Annotated in this window: 13 protein-coding genes; 5 read left to right on the plus strand and 8 right to left on the minus strand. The window is 70.4% G+C overall.

Translation table 11 applies throughout. The features are described 5' to 3' along the window. Positions 1 to 18: 18 nt before the first annotated feature. From NS2_RS14045 to NS2_RS36790, 4 genes are all read right to left on the minus strand, one after another. Positions 19 to 1182 carry a VWA domain-containing protein gene (locus NS2_RS14045; RefSeq protein ID WP_033089241.1) on the minus strand — a complete coding sequence of 388 codons (1164 nt, stop codon included), beginning with the start codon at positions 1180 to 1182 and terminating at the stop codon, positions 19 to 21. A 133-nt stretch (positions 1183 to 1315) separates the two neighbouring features. Then, entirely contained in the window at positions 1316 to 3661 is a 2346-nt protein-coding gene (locus NS2_RS14050; protein ID WP_052086702.1) for a DUF5682 family protein, read from the minus strand. After that, positions 3658 to 4752: an ATP-binding protein gene (locus NS2_RS14055; RefSeq protein ID WP_033089240.1), complete on the minus strand. Its 1095-nt coding sequence runs from the start codon at positions 4750 to 4752 to the stop codon at positions 3658 to 3660. Before NS2_RS14055 ends, NS2_RS14050 begins: the two co-directional genes overlap by 4 nt. Before the next feature lie 2 nt (positions 4753 to 4754). Continuing rightward, on the minus strand, positions 4755 to 7862 hold the full coding sequence (locus tag NS2_RS36790) for an SWIM zinc finger family protein (RefSeq protein WP_036546790.1): 3108 nt from the start codon (positions 7860 to 7862) through the stop codon (positions 4755 to 4757). 188 nt (positions 7863 to 8050) lie between these two features. Between NS2_RS36790 and NS2_RS14065 the strand changes: the two genes are divergently transcribed. Next, positions 8051 to 8341 carry an Rdx family protein gene (locus tag NS2_RS14065; RefSeq protein WP_033089238.1) on the plus strand — a complete coding sequence of 97 codons (291 nt, stop codon included), beginning with the start codon at positions 8051 to 8053 and terminating at the stop codon, positions 8339 to 8341. Here the strand turns inward: NS2_RS14065 and NS2_RS14070 are convergent. Beyond that, positions 8338 to 8562 (minus strand): FmdB family zinc ribbon protein, encoded by a 225-nt coding sequence (locus tag NS2_RS14070; RefSeq protein WP_033089237.1) that lies wholly within the window; start codon positions 8560 to 8562, stop codon positions 8338 to 8340. The genes NS2_RS14065 and NS2_RS14070 overlap by 4 nt on opposite strands. Positions 8563 to 8727: 165 nt before the next feature. Here NS2_RS14070 and NS2_RS14075 point away from each other — a divergent pair, with 165 nt between their 5' ends. Continuing rightward, the gene (locus tag NS2_RS14075) at positions 8728 to 10245 is read left to right on the plus strand and encodes a carboxylesterase/lipase family protein (RefSeq protein WP_033089252.1); all 1518 of its coding nucleotides are present in this window, start codon (positions 8728 to 8730) and stop codon (positions 10243 to 10245) included. A 10-nt stretch (positions 10246 to 10255) separates the two neighbouring features. On the opposite strand, the gene NS2_RS14080 is transcribed toward NS2_RS14075, so the two are convergent. From NS2_RS14080 to NS2_RS14090, 3 genes are all read right to left on the minus strand, one after another. After that, positions 10256 to 11554 carry a cytochrome P450 gene (locus NS2_RS14080; RefSeq protein WP_033089251.1) on the minus strand — a complete coding sequence of 433 codons (1299 nt, stop codon included), beginning with the start codon at positions 11552 to 11554 and terminating at the stop codon, positions 10256 to 10258. 131 nt (positions 11555 to 11685) lie between these two features. After that, positions 11686 to 12402 carry a TIGR03089 family protein gene (locus NS2_RS14085; protein ID WP_033089250.1) on the minus strand — a complete coding sequence of 239 codons (717 nt, stop codon included), beginning with the start codon at positions 12400 to 12402 and terminating at the stop codon, positions 11686 to 11688. After that, on the minus strand, positions 12390 to 13763 hold the full coding sequence (locus tag NS2_RS14090) for an LCP family protein (protein WP_155239209.1): 1374 nt from the start codon (positions 13761 to 13763) through the stop codon (positions 12390 to 12392). Before NS2_RS14090 ends, NS2_RS14085 begins: the two co-directional genes overlap by 13 nt. 328 nt (positions 13764 to 14091) lie before the next feature. Between NS2_RS14090 and rfbD the strand changes: the two genes are divergently transcribed. From rfbD to manB, 3 genes are read left to right on the plus strand one after another with little or no spacing between them, the layout of a single operon-like run. Next, entirely contained in the window at positions 14092 to 15012 is a 921-nt protein-coding gene (rfbD, locus tag NS2_RS14095; RefSeq protein ID WP_231992933.1) for a dTDP-4-dehydrorhamnose reductase, read from the plus strand. Further along, a complete protein-coding gene (locus tag NS2_RS14100) occupies positions 15009 to 15929 on the plus strand; it encodes a glycosyltransferase family 2 protein (protein ID WP_045438302.1) in 921 nt (306 codons plus the stop codon). Before rfbD ends, NS2_RS14100 begins: the two co-directional genes overlap by 4 nt. Positions 15930 to 15988: 59 nt before the next feature. Then, positions 15989 to 17080, plus strand: coding sequence for a mannose-1-phosphate guanylyltransferase (gene manB, locus NS2_RS14105; protein WP_033089236.1), 1092 nt, complete (start codon positions 15989 to 15991; stop codon positions 17078 to 17080). Positions 17081 to 17170 lie beyond the last annotated feature (90 nt).

Below are 17170 nucleotides of genomic sequence, written 5' to 3' on the forward strand. Positions count from 1 at the left end.
ATTGTCGCCGAGTTGGCGTCAGCCCGCGTTGCGATGCGCCCAAGCCTGCACGTCACCGCGGTCCAGCGCCACCGCCAGCAGGTCGGGAAAGCGGTCCGGCGTGCAGGCGAACGCGGGCACGCCGAGTGCGGTCAATGCCGCCGCATTGTCGCGATCGTAGGCCGGGGCCCCGTCGTCCGACAGCGCCAGCAGCACCACCACCTGAACCCCCGCCTCCTTCATGGACCGGATGCGCCGCAACATCTCCGCGCGCACCCCGCCCTCGTACAGGTCCGATATCAGCACGAACAGCGAGTCCGCGGGCCGGGTGATGAGCGACTGCGAGTACGCGATGGCCCGATTGATATCGGTGCCGCCACCCAGTTGCGTCCCGAACAGCACCTCCACCGGATCCGACAGCTTCTCGGTCAAATCGACCACGGCCGTATCGAACACCACCAGCGAGGTGCGCAGCGACCGCATGGACGCCAGCACCGCCCCGAACACCGAGGCGTAAACCACGCTCGACGCCATGGAACCCGACTGGTCGATGGCCAGCACCACATCCCGCTTGACCGCCTGCGCCTTGCGCCCGTACCCCACCAGCCGCTCGGGCACCACGGTCCGATACTCCGGCAGGTGATTCGCCAGATTCTTGCGAATGGTCCGGTCCCAGTCGATATCCCGCAGTTTGGGCCGTGACACCCGCGCCGCCCGATTCAACGCGCCGCCGACCGCCGCCACCGTCTGCGCCGCGATCCGCCGCTCGATCTCCTTGACCACCTTCTCCACCACCATGCGCGCGGTGGCCTTGGTGGTCTCCGGCATCACCCGGTTCAGGCTCAGCAGTGTGCCGACCAGATGCACATCCGGCTCGACCGCCTCCAAAAGCTCCGGCTCGAGCAGCAATTCGGTGAGATTCAGCCGATCCACCGCGTCCCGCTGCATCACCTCGACCACGGTCGACGGGAAGTACCGCCGGATATCACCCAGCCAGCGCGACACCTGCGGCGCGGAACCGCCGAGCCCGCCCGAGCGCCGCCCGCTCCCGCCCGGCCCGCCGGAGTCGTAGAGCGCCCCCAGCGCCCGATCCATGGCCTGATCGTCGGCATTGCCGAGCCCGCCACCGCCGAGCCCGGGTTCGCCCGCGCTGCCGAGCACCAGCCGCCAGCGCCGGGCCTGTGCCTCGTCGATCTCGCTCATGACATTCCCCTCGAACCGTTCCAGTCGTATCCCGCCCTGAGCGGCGAGAAACCCTGCGCCGCCTTCGATTCGGCAGCGCGCTTCCCGCGCGCGCCGCCGTGTCGGACCCGAGTTCGCCCGCCGCGATCCCGAGTCATCCCGCCACTCCGAGGATCTCGGCGGCCGCCCGCATGGCGAGCAGGCCGCGGGCGGGGTCGTAGTCGGCGCCGCCCGCGGCCGGACCCGATGGCGCGCCGTGGCGGACCGCCTGGCCGATGGCCTGGCGCTCACCGGATTCGAACGCGCCGAAGGTCCGGCGCAGCAGCGGGAGTGTCGCCACGAACTGCGCCTCGTCGAGGCCGCACAGCCAGTTGTCGATGAGTGCCAGCATGTTTCGGTCGTGCACCAGCAGCAGGCCGCGACCGCCCAGGAAGCCGTCGATCCAGGACGCCTTGTCGGGGGCCGTGCGGCCGACCGACAGGGCCGCCGATAGCCGACGACCGGATTCCTCGGAATCGATGCGCTCGGCATCGCAGAGCAGGCGGACGGCGCGCCCGACGATGCCGCCGTTGACATCGTCGCGGTCGGCCAGCGTCTCCAGGGTGGACAGCCAAGTGCCGGTGGCCCATTCGTTGTCTCGGGCCGCGAGCGCCAGGTGTACGGCGTCGATCTGGACGCGCAGCGCGTTGGCGGCGTCGGTGTCCAGGCCGGTGACAGCGCCGGGTAGTCCGGCGCAGGCGCGCACGAGCAGGCTGTCCGCCACCCGGGTCAGGGCGGCGCTGTCGGTGCCGCGCACGTCGCCGTAGCGCATGATGCGCAGCAGGCCGGGTAGCGCGGACAGCAGGTGCGTGACGTCGTGATCCAGTGCCGCAACCGATTCCAGCCGCGCGATCAACCCGTCGGTGGCTCCGCCCAGATCCGCGAGCAACGCCTCCTCCAGCACGGAAGCCACCTTGCCGACGGTCGCGTCCGGATCGGCCGCGGTATCGAGGACTTTCGCCTCGGCCGCCGACCGCAGCGTGGTGCCCCAGCGCGACGCCTCCACGATCGAGATGGCGAGTTCGGGCAGCCAGCGCAGCGTCCAGGGCTCCCGGAAGGTGCCGGTATTGCGCACCTGGCCCTCGGTCAGCTTCCCCCACCCGATGCCCAGCAGCCGAAGCCGGTGCAGCAGCTGCGATCTCGCCAGCCCGCCTTCGGTCCGCAGATCCAGGTCGAGGGTCTTCTCCAGGGCCTGCTGCTTCAACCGCAGCGTTTTGATCTGCGCCCGCAGATCGGCCTCCAGAGGCACGGTCGGCGTCCCGTCCGGCACCGTCCCCATCGCCTCGCCGACCACAAGTTCGGTGCTGACCAGCCGAAGCATGGTCTCGTCCCCGTCACACAGCACCGCGCGGGTGGCCTCGGTGACCTCCGACAGCCCGGCCAGCGGACGGCCGCGCAGGGTCGCGAGAGTGTCTGCCAGCCGGACGGATTCGATGATGTGCGCGCTGGACACCGGCAGATCGTGGGCGCGCAGCGTGCCCGCCACCTTGGTGAGCCAGCGCGCGATCGGCTGCTCGGTCTCGGTGAACAGGTGGTGATACCAGCCCGGCGAGGTGACGCCCGCACCGTAGCCGGACGAACTCGCCAGCCGCGAATGCGTCCACGGCACCCAGGTGAGCGTGGCTTTGACCTTGGGCAGGCCCTTCAGGATCCGGGCATCGGCGACCGCCGGACCCAGCTTGCCTTCCAGTGCGGGCGCGTGCCACGCACCGCACACCACGGCCAGCCGGGTCGCACCGTCCTTCAACGCCTTTCGCATGACCTGCCGCATGTGCGCCTCGCGCCGCAGCGTGTGCGCGTCCACCGTGATCCGCGCCGAGGCCGCGTCCAGCTCGTCCAGCTCATCCTCCGCTGTCCCGGACCCCTCGACCGGAACAACGGAATCGGACTCCTGATCGGCGTGTCCGCCGTCCAGGTGCTCGGCGTGCTCGCGCAGCGCACCCATGGCCTCGTTGACGGCGGCGAAAATATCGGCGTCCGACGAGGATTCGACGATCGCGTCCCACCAGCGCTCGGCGTCGTCGTATCCCGCCGCCGAGGCCAGAATTCCCAACGGGTCGGTCCGATCGCCCGGCTCGTCCTCCACGGCCAGCGCAACCGCCGCGGGCAGATCGCAGAACCCCACGGACACACCGTTTTCCGTCGCGTACCGCAGCGCCACCCATTCGGGCGAGAAGGTCGCGAAGGGCCAGAACGCCGCCTTGGCGGGCTGATCCGGCTGGTAGGCCAGCAGGGCGACCGGCGGCGACATCCCCTCGGCCGCAAGATATCCGACCAGCGGATCCGCGTCGGAAGGTCCCTCGATCAGGATGGCGTCGGGCCGGAACCGCGCCAGTGCCAGCGCCAGCGACCGCGCCGAACCCGGCCCGTGATGGCGGATCCCGAACACCCGGGTCTCGGCCGGTCCGGCGGTCTCGTTCGACACCGTGGCCCCGTTCGACACCGCGATCGCCGTGGTCATCCGTTCACCTCGCGGCAGGCCCGGTAGAAGTCGGCCCACTCGCTGCGCTGGCGCACCACGGCCTCCAGGTATTCGGTCCACACCACCTGGTCGGCGACCGGATCCTTGATGACCGCGCCCAGCACCGCGCCGGCGATATCGGCCGGGCGCAGCACCCCGTCGCCGAAGTGTGCCGCCAGCGCGATGCCATTGGTGATCACCGAGATCGCCTCGGCCGTGGACAGCGTGCCCGACGGCGACTTGAGCTTGGTGCGCCCGTCCTCGGTCATGCCCGAGCGCAGCTCGCGGAACACCCGCACCACGCGCCGGATCTCCTCGGCCGCGGCGGGCACGGTGGGCAATTCCAGTGCGGTGCCGAGCTGTTCGACCCGCCGCGTCACGATGGACACCTCTTCGTCCTCGCCCGCCGGCAGCGGCAGCACCACCGTATTGAAGCGCCGCCGCAGGGCCGAGGACAGCTCGTTGACGCCGCGGTCGCGGTCATTGGCGGTGGCGATCACATTGAAACCCTTGGCCGCCTGCACCTCCGTGCCCAGCTCGGGCACCGGCAGCGTCTTCTCCGACAGCACCGTGATCAGCGCGTCCTGCACATCCGAGGGAATGCGGGTGAGCTCCTCGAGCCGGGCGATGGAGCCCAGGCGCATGGCCGTCATGATGGGCGAGGGCACCAGCGCGGCCTCGCTCGGCCCCTCGGCCAGCAGCCGGGCATAGTTCCAGCCGTAGCGGATGGCCTCCTCCGCGGTGCCGGAAGTGCCCTGCACCAGCAGCGTGGAATGCCCGGCGACAGCCGCCGAAAGATGTTCGGACACCCACGTTTTGGCGGTACCGGGGACGCCGATGAGCAGCAGCGCGCGATCGGTGGCGAGGGTCGCGACCGCGACCTCCATCAGCCGCCGGGGCCCGACGTACTTGGGCGTGATGACGGTCCCGTCGGCCAGCGTGCCACCCAGCAGGTAGGTGACCACCGACCACGGCGACAGCTTCCAGGAGGGCGGACGCGGCCGATCGTCGGCGGCGGCCAGGGCCTTCAGTTCGTCGGCGAAGGCCTGTTCGGCGTGCGGGCGCAGCAGGGCGTCCCGTTCCTGAGTCATGGTCACTGCAACTCCTCGAGCATCGTCTTGCGTTCAATGAGGTCGTGGGCGAGCTGGTCGAAAGCCTGCTCCCAGTAGGGATCCCCGCACTTGCGGGCAATGCCGGACACGGTCGCGGCCACCTGCGTCGGGAAATGGGCGGACGCCGCGCGGAACAGCGTCCGATACGAGCCGGGCACCAGGCTGGGCGCACCCGGCCGGTCCGCGCTGAGCTGCGCGCGTTCCAGCAGCAGCCGCAGCACATGCTCGGCCAGCTGCCCGGGCCACGGATGCGGCATGGCGCGCAATAGCGATTCGATCTCCGCCAGCCAGCTGGAATCCAGGCCGCGCAGGTGGCGGATCTGTGCGCCCTCGGGTTGCAGCGCGAACAGCTCGCGCAGCTTCTCGGTGTCGGCGTCGCGGGCATTCGTTCCGGAGACCGCGCCGAACAGCGCCGCCGCCCACTCCGGATTCCGTTGCGCCAGTACGGCATCGGTCCAGCCCGCGAACATCGGACCGCGCACCGACTTGGCCATGGAAGCATGCACCGCCGCCTCCGGCGATCCGAGCAGCCGCTCCCAGTGCCGCAGCGGCGTGGCCGCGACCACCCGGTGCAGCCATTCGGTCGACAGGTCCGGCGCGCCGTCGGCGCGATAGGCGGTGTAGCCGAACGAATCTCCGACCCCGTCGCGCCGGGCCGCGTCATCGAGCACACCCGGCCCGGTGGTGACCAGCTGCGGCCGCACCAGCCGCGGCCCGAAGCTCAGCCAGGCCCCGGCCCGCTCCGCCATTCGTGCCGCGAAGGCCGAATCCGGTAGTTGCCCCAGCAGATCCGCGGCCAGCCGCCGCACCTCGGCCCGCCGATCGTCGAGCGCGATCTCCAGCAGCGCCTCATCGTCGATCGAGAGCCCATCGGCCAGCACGGCCAGCAATTCCGCCTTGCCCGGCCCGGACTCCTTGCCCCAGGATCCGGCCAGCGCCTCCCGCGCGGCCGCCGGATCGCGCTGCCGCAACTGGGTGAGCCACCCGCGCCGCTCGGCGGCCCGGCCGTGCGACCACACGCTCTCGTCATCGGCCGCGGCCCGCACCAGCGAACGCCAGCCCGGATGCTGCGCGGCCAGCCAGCGACCTCGCGCCCCCGCCAGCCGCAGCAGCGGTTCCCGATGCGGCGCAAGCGCCTTCGCCCGCTCCAGCAGCACACTGACCAGCCCGTCGGCGGCCCGGAAATCCCGCGGCGCGACCAGCGCGAACCACTCCTCCAGGAACGCCGAATTGTCGGCCAGCATGTCGAACAGCCGGGCCCCGGCCGCCGCGGGCAGCAACGGCCGCTCGTCATCGGACGCGACCTCGCTCCGCTCGGCCCGGTCCGCGCTGACCCCGCCACGCGCGAAACAATCTTGCAGCGCAACGGATTCCAAGAGGACTGCCGCCACATCTCCGGTCAGCCCGGCCGCGGCGGATCGAACCGACGCCGTGAGCCCGCCGGTATCGGCTCCTCGCCGAGCCGTACCGACCAGCGCGGTCGAAACCAGCTCGCCGCTCCCGGCATCCTCGACCCCGCCGCGCAATGGAATCGGATTCCCCTGCGCGACACCGACGTCGACCATGCTCCCGGCGGCCAGCGCCGCGACCGGCACCAGGCCGTCCACGGTCCACTCGCCGAGCACGGTCACCGGATATCCGCCCGAGAGCCCGAGCAACCGCCAGGGTTCGCCCTCGGTGGTCGATATCGGCAGCGCTCCACCCCCGGATTCCACTACATACCAGTTCTTTTCGCCCCGAACCGGAACGACCTCGGCGAGCAGCACCGGCCACGACCGCAGAAACGGGTCGGCCCCCAGTGCCCGAGCCTGCTCCGCCAGCGCGTCCGCGATACCGCCCGGCCGCCGCGCGGTCGCCCCGTCGGCGGTTGCTCCCGTCATCCGGGCTGCGCCACCGCGATCCGCTCCGGTCATCATGGCCTGTTCTGCATCGGAATCCACGGTCCCAGAAGCGATCTCGGCCACCTCCGCACCGGAATGACGGGCGAGGTCCGTGCTTTCGCCGTCGCCGGAGCTTCTGCCCGGGTCGTTCGCCGAGTGCTCGTCGGCGTGCATCCCCGTGGTCTCGCCGGTGGCGGCGGAGTTGTGCAGCGGAATGGTGGTGAAGGGCTCCGGCGTGCCGTGGCGCTCGCCCCAGAGGGCGCGCAGGGCGGCCGCACCGGGGTAGTAGTGCACGTCGGCATCCACCTGGAAGCCCGGGGCCGGGGTGTCGTTCGGGAAGGCGGGGCTGCCGTAGTGGTGGTCCACCAGCAGGGCCCAGCGGCCGGAGGTGCGGGCGCGCAACCAGACTCGGCGGGTGTAGAGGCCGTCCTCGGTGGTGGTGCGGACGCCCAGGACCAGCCAGTGGTCGCGGACGGCGGGCTCGGTGCGGACCGTTTCCGCCGGGGTGGGGTAGCCGATGTGGGTGCGCACGCTGGCCTGGAGCTCGGGGGAGAGCGTGTCGAGGCGGGCGTGGGCGGTGGCCAGCAGGTGCAGGCGAGCGTATTCGCGCAGCAATAACCGAGGCCATTCGGAATGGGTGGCGGCGAGCGGTAACTGGCGAATTGTCGAAGCAATTCCAGGAGCCTGCGCGTCGACCATTCGGGCGGCCACCGTTTCGAAGGCGCGCATCGAGCGGTCGGACTGCGCGAGGCCGGTGCGCACCTGGTCGGTGAGCCAGGTGTCCAGGTCGGCCAGGCCCGCGGTCACCCGGGCGCGGCGCTGGTCGGCGGTGGCCGTTCCGGAGCGGGCGGGCTTGGCCTCGGGCGCGGCCTTCTTCGCGGCCTTGGCGGCACGGCCGCCCAGCCAGTCGGCCGCGAAATCCGCGACCTCGGCCGCCTCGGCGACCTCACCCGCACTCCACGACAACAGCAGTGACAGTGCGTGTTTGCACGGAAACTTGCGACTTGGGCAGGTGCATTTATACGCGGGCCCCGACAGATCCACGATGGTCTGATACGGCCGGCTGCCGCTGCCCTGGCACAGTCCCCACAGCGCGGTGTCGTGAATTCCGGTGCCGCTCCACTTGCCGCGCAGCTTGCGGGCGGCGGTCAGCGACGCGGCGTCCGGTGCGAGCGAGCCGATGTGATCGGCGGTCCAAGCGGTGGTCATCCATCCCCCTTCCTCGGTTGATAAAAGTTGTATCCGAGGGCACCGACAGATTTCGGGCCCGCACGGCCCCTCAGGAAATGCCGAAAAGTAGCCAGCAATGTGAATCTGGAATTGCCGATATTTCGCTGAATGCGTTCGAAGAGCGTCGAATTGCGCGATATGACGCGATCGGCGGTAGGGTCGCGGGCATGTCCCGCGTCGCGATCGAATACTGCACGCAGTGCCGCTGGCTGCTGCGTGCGAGCTGGATGGCCCAGGAGTTGCTCAGCACCTTCGGCACCGACCTGTCGGCGGTGGCACTGATCCCCGGCGAGGGCGGGATCTTCCGCATCACCGTCGACGGCGAGCAGATCTGGGAACGTAAGGCGGACGGCGGATTTCCCGACATCGCCATCCTCAAGCAACGGGTCCGCGACCGCGTGGCCCCCGGCAGGTCGCTGGGGCACGCGGACAAGAAGGACACCGAACCGGCTGATTAGCCGCAGCAGCCGCCCCCGCAGCAGCCGCCACCCGACGGGGCGGGCGCGGGAGCAGGCGAGGGCGAGGACCCGCCGCGCGTCACCGTCCCGAAGGTGGTGAGCAGTTTCACGGTGTCGGCATGCCCGGCCGGGCACGCCGCGGGCGCGGACGCCTCGGCCATCGGGCGGGTCAGTTCGAAGGTATCGCCGCAGTCACGGCACCGATACGCGTAACTCGGCATGCCGACAGCCTAAACGACGTGGCGCGGCGCGCGGTCCGCTATCCCGCGGCCGGGCGCGCTCCAGTCGGTACCCTCGATTTACGAAGTACGAGGAGGTCTGGTGTGAGCACTCGGTTCTTCGACACACCGTCGGGAAGCAATGACACGCCGTCCGGCCGCGCGGGCGTGCCGGTCGCGAAAACCGGATCCGGTGAGGTTGCCGGATCGCTGGACGGCCGGATCGCCGTGTGGCGCGGCATTCCCTACGCCGCGAGCGTCGGCGGCCCCAATCGCTTCCGCACGCCGCAACCCCCGCTGGCCTGGACCGGCGTCCGCGACTGCACCGACTTCGGCGATGTCGCGCCGCAATCGCCGGGCTTCGTCCCCGTCGACGGCAGCCTGCGCATGGGCGAGGACTGCCTGTGGCTCAATGTCTGGGCCCCCGCCGATCCGAGCGACGAACTCCGCCCGGTCATGGTGTGGCTGCACGGCGGCGCGTTCTGCCTGGGCACCGCAGCCCAGGCCATCTACGACGGCAAACGGCTGGCCGAGACCGGCGATGTGATCGTGGTCGGAGTCAACTACCGGCTGGGTGCGCTGGGCTTCCTCGACCTGTCCTCGCTCGGTGACGAATTCGTGCCGAATCTGGGCCTGCACGACCAGATCGCCGCCCTGCGCTGGGTGCGCGACAATGCCGCGGCCTTCGGCGGCGACCCGGGCAATGTCACCGTCTTCGGCGAATCCTCCGGCGCGGGCTGCGTGACCGCGCTGCTCACCTCGCCGTTGTCGGCGGGCTTGTTCCACCGCGCCATCGCCCAATCCCCGCCCGCCACCACGGTTTTCGGCCCCGAACGGGCCGCGCTGGTGGCCAAGCGCTACCTGGAACTGCTCGAAATCACCCCCGATCGCGCGGTCGAACTGCTCACCATGCCCGTGGAGCGCATCATCGCCGCCGCGGGCACCCTGCTCGACGAGGTGCCGCTGCGCGAACCCGGCCGCCTGGCCGCCGCGCCGGTGGTGGACGGCAACCTGCTGCCCGCCTACCCGAGTGAGCGCTTCCAGCAGGGCCGTTCGCATCGGGTGCCGCTGATCATCGGCACCAACCGGGACGAGGCGTCGCTGTTCCGGCTGTTCCGCTCGCCCATCATGCCGGTCACCCCGGACGCGGTGAACGAGATGCTGCGGGGGGTGGCCGCCGAGCATCCGGGCCTGTCGCCGGAGCGGCTGGCCGAGATCGCCGCGGCCTACGAGGCGACCACGGCCCGCGGCGCGCTCACCATGTCCACCGACGCCGCCTTCCGCATGCCCTCGCACTGGGTCGCCGACGCGCACTCCGCGCACTCGCCGACCTGGATGTACCGCTTCGACCACGCCACCCCGATGCTCAAGGCGGCCCGGGTCGGTGCGGGGCACGCCACCGAATTGCCCTATGTCTTCGGCAATTTCGGCTCCTTCGAATACGACCCCACCTTCTGGCTGGGCGGACGCAAAGCGGCACAGGACGTTTCGGGCCGCATGATGCGCCGGTGGCTGGCCTTCGCGGGCTACGGCGTTCCGGCCGCCATCGACGGCTCCAAGCACTGGCGGCCCTACGACGCCGCCGCCCGGCCGACCCTGGTCATCGACGCGGTGGACCGCATGGTCGACGACCCGGACCGGGACCGCAACTCCATCTGGGGCGACGACGTCGTCGGCTTCTACTGACCGTCGGCCGCTATCGAACGGTCGCGGTGGCCCGATGCCCGAGCCGCGCGGGCATGTGCGCGTACCCGTGCAGGGTGTAGAGCGGACGGCGTTCGGGCGCACCGGCCAGGGCCAGATCGGGGAAGTTGTCGAACAGCGACCGCAGCGCGTGGACGCCCTCCATCCGGGCCAGGCTGGCACCGAGACAGGTGTGGATACCGCTGGAGAACGTCAAGTGCTCCTTGGCGTTCGGCCGGGTGATGTCGAACCGGTTGGGGTCCTCGAACTTGCGCGGATCCCGGTTCGCGCCCGCCAGCGACATCACCACCACGGTGCCCGCCGGTAGTTTGGTGCCCTCGATCTCGGTGTCGCACAGGGCGATTCGCGCGGTCATGGTGACCGGCGGATCGAAGCGCAGGATCTCGTCCACGGCCTGCGGCCACAGCTCCGGATCCTCCCGCAGCCGTGCCAATTGCTCCGGGTGCGAGAGCAATTGGACGATGCCGTTGCCGATCAGATTGACCGTGGTCTCGAAGCCCGCGCCCATGAGCAGGCTCGCGGTGGCCTTCAACTCCCGGTCGTCCAGATCGCCCGCGGTGACCAGGCTGGAGAGGATGTCCTCGCCCGGCTCGCGCCGCAACTGCGCCAGATGCCGGTCCAGATAGTCGTCCATGACCCCCATGGCGAGATAGGCGTCGCGCCAGGTCCGCCAGGAGATGCCGATATCCAGCAGCGGGCTGCCCGCGTCACCCCAGGCCAGGAACTCGTCGCGCTTGTCCTGGGGGAAGCCCAGCATTTCGGCGATGATGGCGATCGGCACCTGCGGGGCGAAGCTCGCGATCAGATCGGCGGAACCGTTCGGCGGCAGCGCGTCCAGCAATTCGGCGGTCACCGACTCCACCCGATCGCGCAGTCGGCCGATGGCCCGCGGGGTGAAGGCCGCCGACACCGACTTGCGCAGCCGCGTGTGCTCCGGCGGATCGATCATCAGCATGGACGGCGGCTCCACCGGATTGGGTGGCGTCTGCGCCTTCTTCAGCCGCGCGCGCAGCCACTCCGGCATATCGATGCCGTCGGGACCGAATGCCCCGAATCGGCTGTCGCGCAGCATCATCCGGATGATCTCGTAGTCGGTGGTCGCCGACGAGTAGGTGCTGTGCACCAGTCGGCCACGCGCGCGCAGCGCCTCGATCTGCGGGTAGGGATCCCGCAGCGCCTCCGCCGTGGCGATCAGGCGCGCGAACGGATTGTCGCGCCGCGCCTGCAACCGCAGGAACCACCGTGCGCCGCCCTGCTCGACCGCCCAGCGTGCCCAATACCGTGGACTCATCATCGCGAGACTCCCTCGTCGTCGGATGATTCCACGGTACGGAAACCTTTGGGAGGGCAAAACATCCCGCGGAGGGAAACCGGACTCCTACCCAGGTAGGAAACGGGCAACCCCCGGGGCCGCTGCCACTGCTACCGGCGCTCGGTGGTGACCCGCTCCGAGGCGACGCGACGTTCGTGGGCGGCCGGGTCGGGATTGGCCACCTGCACCAGCGAGGCTCCCGCCGCGAGCACGGCCACGAATCCGTCGATCAGCTCGGCCGGGGTCTGCCACGACCCGGTCGACAGCACCCGGTCCTCGCCGGTGAACCCTTGGCGTGCGGCCGATTTGCGGGCCTCCTCCAGCACCTCCGACACCGAGGAGCCGTCCAGCGCGCAGCCGATGCCGCCCGGCCGGAACTGGTCGCCGTGCACCCGCACCGAGGTCGCGTAATCGGTGATACCGACCGGAAGGTCCCGCACCGGCATGCCCATCGGATCCAGCGACAGCGCCGCCACCTCCGCGATACCGCCCGCCTCGTCGATCCGATCCGCGGTCACCAGCGCCAGCTCCGCGTCCTGATCGGCGTGCAGCACCACTTCCACGCCCGCCCACCAGCAGCCCAGCAGTACGGCCGCGGTCTGCCAGTGCGCGGGCAGCAGCACCGCGACGCGCGCGCCCGAGGACAGGCCGAACTCGTCGCGAATCATATTGGCGGTCTTGGCCGCCCAGGTGGCCAGCGTCAGCGCGGATAGCTCGATCCGCGCGCCGGTGGCGTCGTCGTAGAAAGTGATGCGCGGGCCCGCGGGATCACGGGCGAGGATGGGGTCGAGTACCGCTTCGGTGAGGGTCTCGTTCAGTTCACGCATTTCGGTCCATTCGTACCGGCGTCGATGGGTGGGGCGGGCGGCACCGGCGTCGCCGTCGTACTGCTTCCGGAGAAGTCGAACGTGGCGCTGCCCGTCGCCGAACCCGGACCAGCGTAGTCACTCGCCAGCACCACGCGGATCGCCCCCTCCGGCAGTCCGGATTGCGCCATCACCGGCAGCCCGCCCAGCGCCTGCGCCACCGCCCGCGCCCCGGCGTCGCCGCCGGACGCGGCCAGCACCCGGCTGCTCTGGATCGGCCCGCCGATCCAGTTGTCCACGGTGCCGGTGCGGAATCCCTTGGCCGCCAGCGCCTGCGCCGCCTGCGCGGCCAGCCCGCCGGTGCCGCTGGCGTTGTACACGTCCACGGTGACCTTGGCCGGATCCACCCCGCCGTCGTTCTCGTCCTCGCCGACCGCCTTGGCCACGAACTGCTGCACCGCGGCCGGATCCACCCGCACCACCGATTCGCCGTTGTCGGTCCAGCCGTTGAGGTCCTTGACCGGAATGGTCTCGAACTTCACCTCGCCGCCGGACAGGTTCTGCAACTGGTGCAGGAAGCTCAGCACGTCCCAGCCGTCGTCGAGCACCACCGTGCGGCCCACCGCGTCGCTGAGCTCCTTCAAGCGGGTCGGGCTGGTCAGCACCTTGGCGCTGAGCACCTGGCGCACCAGCTGCGCCATGTACACCTGCTGACGCACGATGCGGTCCAGATCCCCGCGCGGGAGATCGTGGCGCTGGCGCACGAAGCTCAAAGCCTGTGCGCCATTGAGCTTCTGCGGCCCGGCCGGGAAGTCCGCGCCCGAGAGCGGTTCGTTCACCGCATTGTTCAGGCACACGTCGACCCCGCCCACGGCATCGGTGAGCAGCACGAAACCCAGCAGCCCGACCTCGGCGTAGTGGTCGACGGTGATGCCGGTGAGGTTGGCCACGGTCTTGATCAGGGCCTGCCGCCCCGCGAGGGTGGCCTGGCGATCGGCCTCGGCCGGGGCCACGCCCTTGTCGATCAGCTTCTGCTGGGTGGTCGCCTTGGTGACGCCGTAGGCGGAGTTGATCTTTCCCATGCCCAGGCCCGGAATGTCCACGTAGGAGTCGCGGGGAATCGAGATGGCCGTCGCCGAACTGCCGTCATTGGGCACCCGGATGAGAATGATGGTGTCGGTGTTGAGCCCGCCCTCGCCGTCGTCCCCGGCGTGCAGCATGGCCAATTCGTCCTGGGTGAGCGGATTTCCGTGGGCGTCGGTGCGGGAGTCGATGCCGACCATGAGGATGTCGGTCGCCCCGTCGGCCTTGTCGCCGCCCAGGCCCAGATTGCCGATCCGCTCGATGCTGGACACCAGCTGATCCACGCTGTGCCAGCCCATCCCGGTCACCGCGAGCACCAGCACCGAGACCACCGCCACCAGCACCCGGCCCGGATGGACGCGGCGACGCGGGTGGGACGAGGGTCGCGGCACGGATGCCCAGGAACTCTCCGGCAACCGACTGTCCTTTCCGAAGCTCGGCCTGAAGGGACCCCGATGAGCGTGTTCACATGGAACGGGAGGCCCCCACCATGCAGGCTAGTAGTGGTAACCAGTATGTTGCCGTAGCGGGCTCAGTGAGTCGTGCGACCCCCGCCCGGAACCGTCGGAATCCCCAGGTCGCGACGAGACGGCGCGGTCGCCGGGGTGGCGTGCCACACTGACAGCCGTGACCGACCATGACGTGAGCTCGACCACCGGCCGATCGCACCCGGATCGCGCCCGGCTACTGGTGACCGGAGCGCACGGGCAGCTCGGACGGGCGCTGACCGTGCTGGCCCCGGACTCGATCGGCTATTCCCGCGGTGAACTCGACATCACCGACGCCGAGGCCGTGCGCAAGATCGTGAATCCCGGTGACGTGCTGATCAACTGCGCGGCCTACACCGCGGTCGACCGCGCCGAGTCCGAGGTCGAGGCCGCCTCCGCCGTCAATGCCACCGGCCCGCGGGTGCTGGCGCAGGTCTGCGCCGAGAACGGGGCCCGGCTCGTGCACGTCTCCACCGACTACGTGTTTCCCGGCACCGCGGCACAGCCGTACGAGCCGGACGATCCGACCGGTCCGTCCACCGTCTACGGCCGCTCGAAACTCGCTGGGGAGCAAGCCGTTCGGGAGTTCGCGCCCGACGCGCACATCGTGCGCACCGCGTGGGTCTACACCGGGCACGGCACCGATTTCGTCGCCACCATGCGCCGCCTGGAACGCGAGCGCGACACCATCACCGTCGTCGACGACCAGCTCGGCTCGCCCACCTACGCACCCGATCTCGCGGCGGGTCTGCTCGAACTCGCCACCGGTCTGCTGGAGGCGAACCCCGCGTTCGCCGCCGGGCGAATCTTGCACGCCACCAATGCCGGACAGGCCACCTGGTTCGATCTCGCCCGGGCCGTCTTCGCCGGTCTGGGCGCCGACCCGGACCGTGTACAGCCCTGCGGCACCGAGGATTTCCCCAGACCCGCACCGCGCCCGGCATATTCGGTCCTTTCGGGCAAATCGTGGGCCGCCGCGGGTCTGACGCCGCTGCGGCACTGGAAGCTGGCACTGAACGACGCACTGGCCGCCATCTCCGACTATCCTGGGCCCCCGTGAGCCCCTCGGATTCTGTCGACCAGCCCCCCGCCGCGGCGAAAAAACCGCAGCTGGCCGTCGTCACGGTGACCTACTCGCCCGGCGAGCACCTGGAACACTTCATCAGCACGCTGGCCACCGCGACCGGTGAGAAGCCCCAAGTCATCCTGGCCGACAACGGCTCGGTCGACGGCACGCCGGAACTGGCCGCCGAGGCCAATGCCCACGTGCGGCTGCTGCGCACCGGCGGCAATATCGGCTACGGCGGCGCCATCAACCGCGCGGTCGCCGAGCTCGACCCGGACATCGAATTCATCGTCATCGCCAACCCGGACGTGCGCTGGGGCACCGACTCCATCGACGAACTGCTGGCCGCCGCCCGCCGCTGGCCGCGCGCGGGCGCATTGGGCCCGATGGTGCTCGAGCCGGACGGCAGCCGCTACCCGTCCGCCCGCTCGGTGCCCGGCATCGCCGACGGCGCGGGTCACGCCATCCTGGGCAGCGTCTGGCCGGGCAACCCGTGGACCCTGCGCTACCGCCAGGACAACGAGGCGGCCTCCGAGCGTTCGGTCGGCTGGCTGTCGGGTTCATGCCTGCTGGTGCGCCGCGCCGCCTTCGACTCCATCGACGGCTTCGACTCTCGTTACTTCATGTACATGGAGGATGTCGACTTCGGTGACCGCATGGGCAAGGCGGGCTGGCACAATGTTTTCGTGCCATCCGCGGAGGTCACGCACGCCAAGGGGCACGCCGCGGGTCGGCACCCGGAAACCATGCTCCCGGCGCATCACGCCAGCGCCTACCGCTTCCAGGCCGACCGGCATCCGCACTGGTGGCAGGCTCCGCTGCGGGTCGCGCTCAAGGCTGGACTTGCGATCCGCTGCAGGCTTGCGGTTCGATCCGCACTGCGTGAACGTGATCGAAACGACGCCGTTTAACACGCGGCCGTTTAACATCGCTGGCGCGCATTCCTGACAACCTCACAACAGGGGAGAAAATGGCGAACAGCGGTAGTACCGCCGGGTCCACGGACGCGGTGATCCTGGTCGGGGGCCAGGGCACCCGACTGCGTCCGTTGACCTTGTCCGCCCCCAAGCCGATGCTGCCCACGGCCGGACTGCCGTTCCTGCAGCACCTGCTGGCCCGCATCGCCGACGCCGGCATCACCCACGTGGTGCTCGGCACCTCCTACAAGGCGGAGGTGTTCGAGGAACACTTCGGCGACGGCTCCGAGCTCGGCCTCGAACTCGAATACGTCACCGAGACCGAGCCGCTGGGCACCGGCGGCGGCATCCGCAATGTGCTGCCCAAGCTGCGCGCCGACACCGTCATGGTGTTCAACGGCGACGTGCTCGGCGGGACCGACCTGGGCGGGGTGCTCGACACTCACCTGACCTCGGGCGCGGACGTGACCCTGCACCTGGTGCGGGTGAGCGATCCGCGCGCCTTCGGCTGCGTCCCGACCGATGCCGACGGCCGCGTGACGGCATTCCTGGAGAAGACCCAGGATCCGCCGACCGACCAGATCAACGCGGGCTGCTACGTCTTCCGGCGCGAGTACATCGAGAAGATCCCCGCGGGCCGTCCGGTCTCGGTCGAGCGGGAGACCTTCCCGTCGCTGCTCGCCGAGGGCGCGCACATCCAGGGCCACGTCGACACCTCCTACTGGCGCGACATGGGCACCCCCGAGGACTTCGTGCGCGGCTCGGCGGATCTGGTCCGCGGCATCGCCCCGTCCCCGGCCTTGCCGGGCCAGCGCGGCGAATCCCTGGTCCACCCCGGTGCGGGAGTCGCCCCCGGCGCGCTCCTGATCGGCGGTACCGTGGTCGGCCGCGGCGCCGAGGTCGGCGCGGGCGCACGTCTCGACGGGGCCATCCTCTTCGACGGCGCCCGCGTGGAAGCCGGTGCCACCGTGGAACGTTCGATCATCGGCTTCGGCGCCCGCATCGGCCCGCGCGCCCTGGTCCGCGACGCCGTCATCGGTGACGGCGCCAATGTCGGCGCCCGCTGCGAACTACTACGCGGCGCCCGCATCTGGCCCGGCGTCGACATCCCCGACGGTGGCATCCGCTTCTCCACCGACGTCTGACGACACCGCGAACGGCCGCTCACTCCTGGGAGTGAGCGGCCGTTTCGCCGTTGCAGCTGCCATAATTGTCGCGTCACCCGATCACCTGCG

This window comes from Nocardia seriolae NBRC 15557, from assembly GCF_007990715.1.
GTDB classification, from domain to species: Bacteria; Actinomycetota; Actinomycetes; order Mycobacteriales; family Mycobacteriaceae; genus Nocardia; species Nocardia seriolae.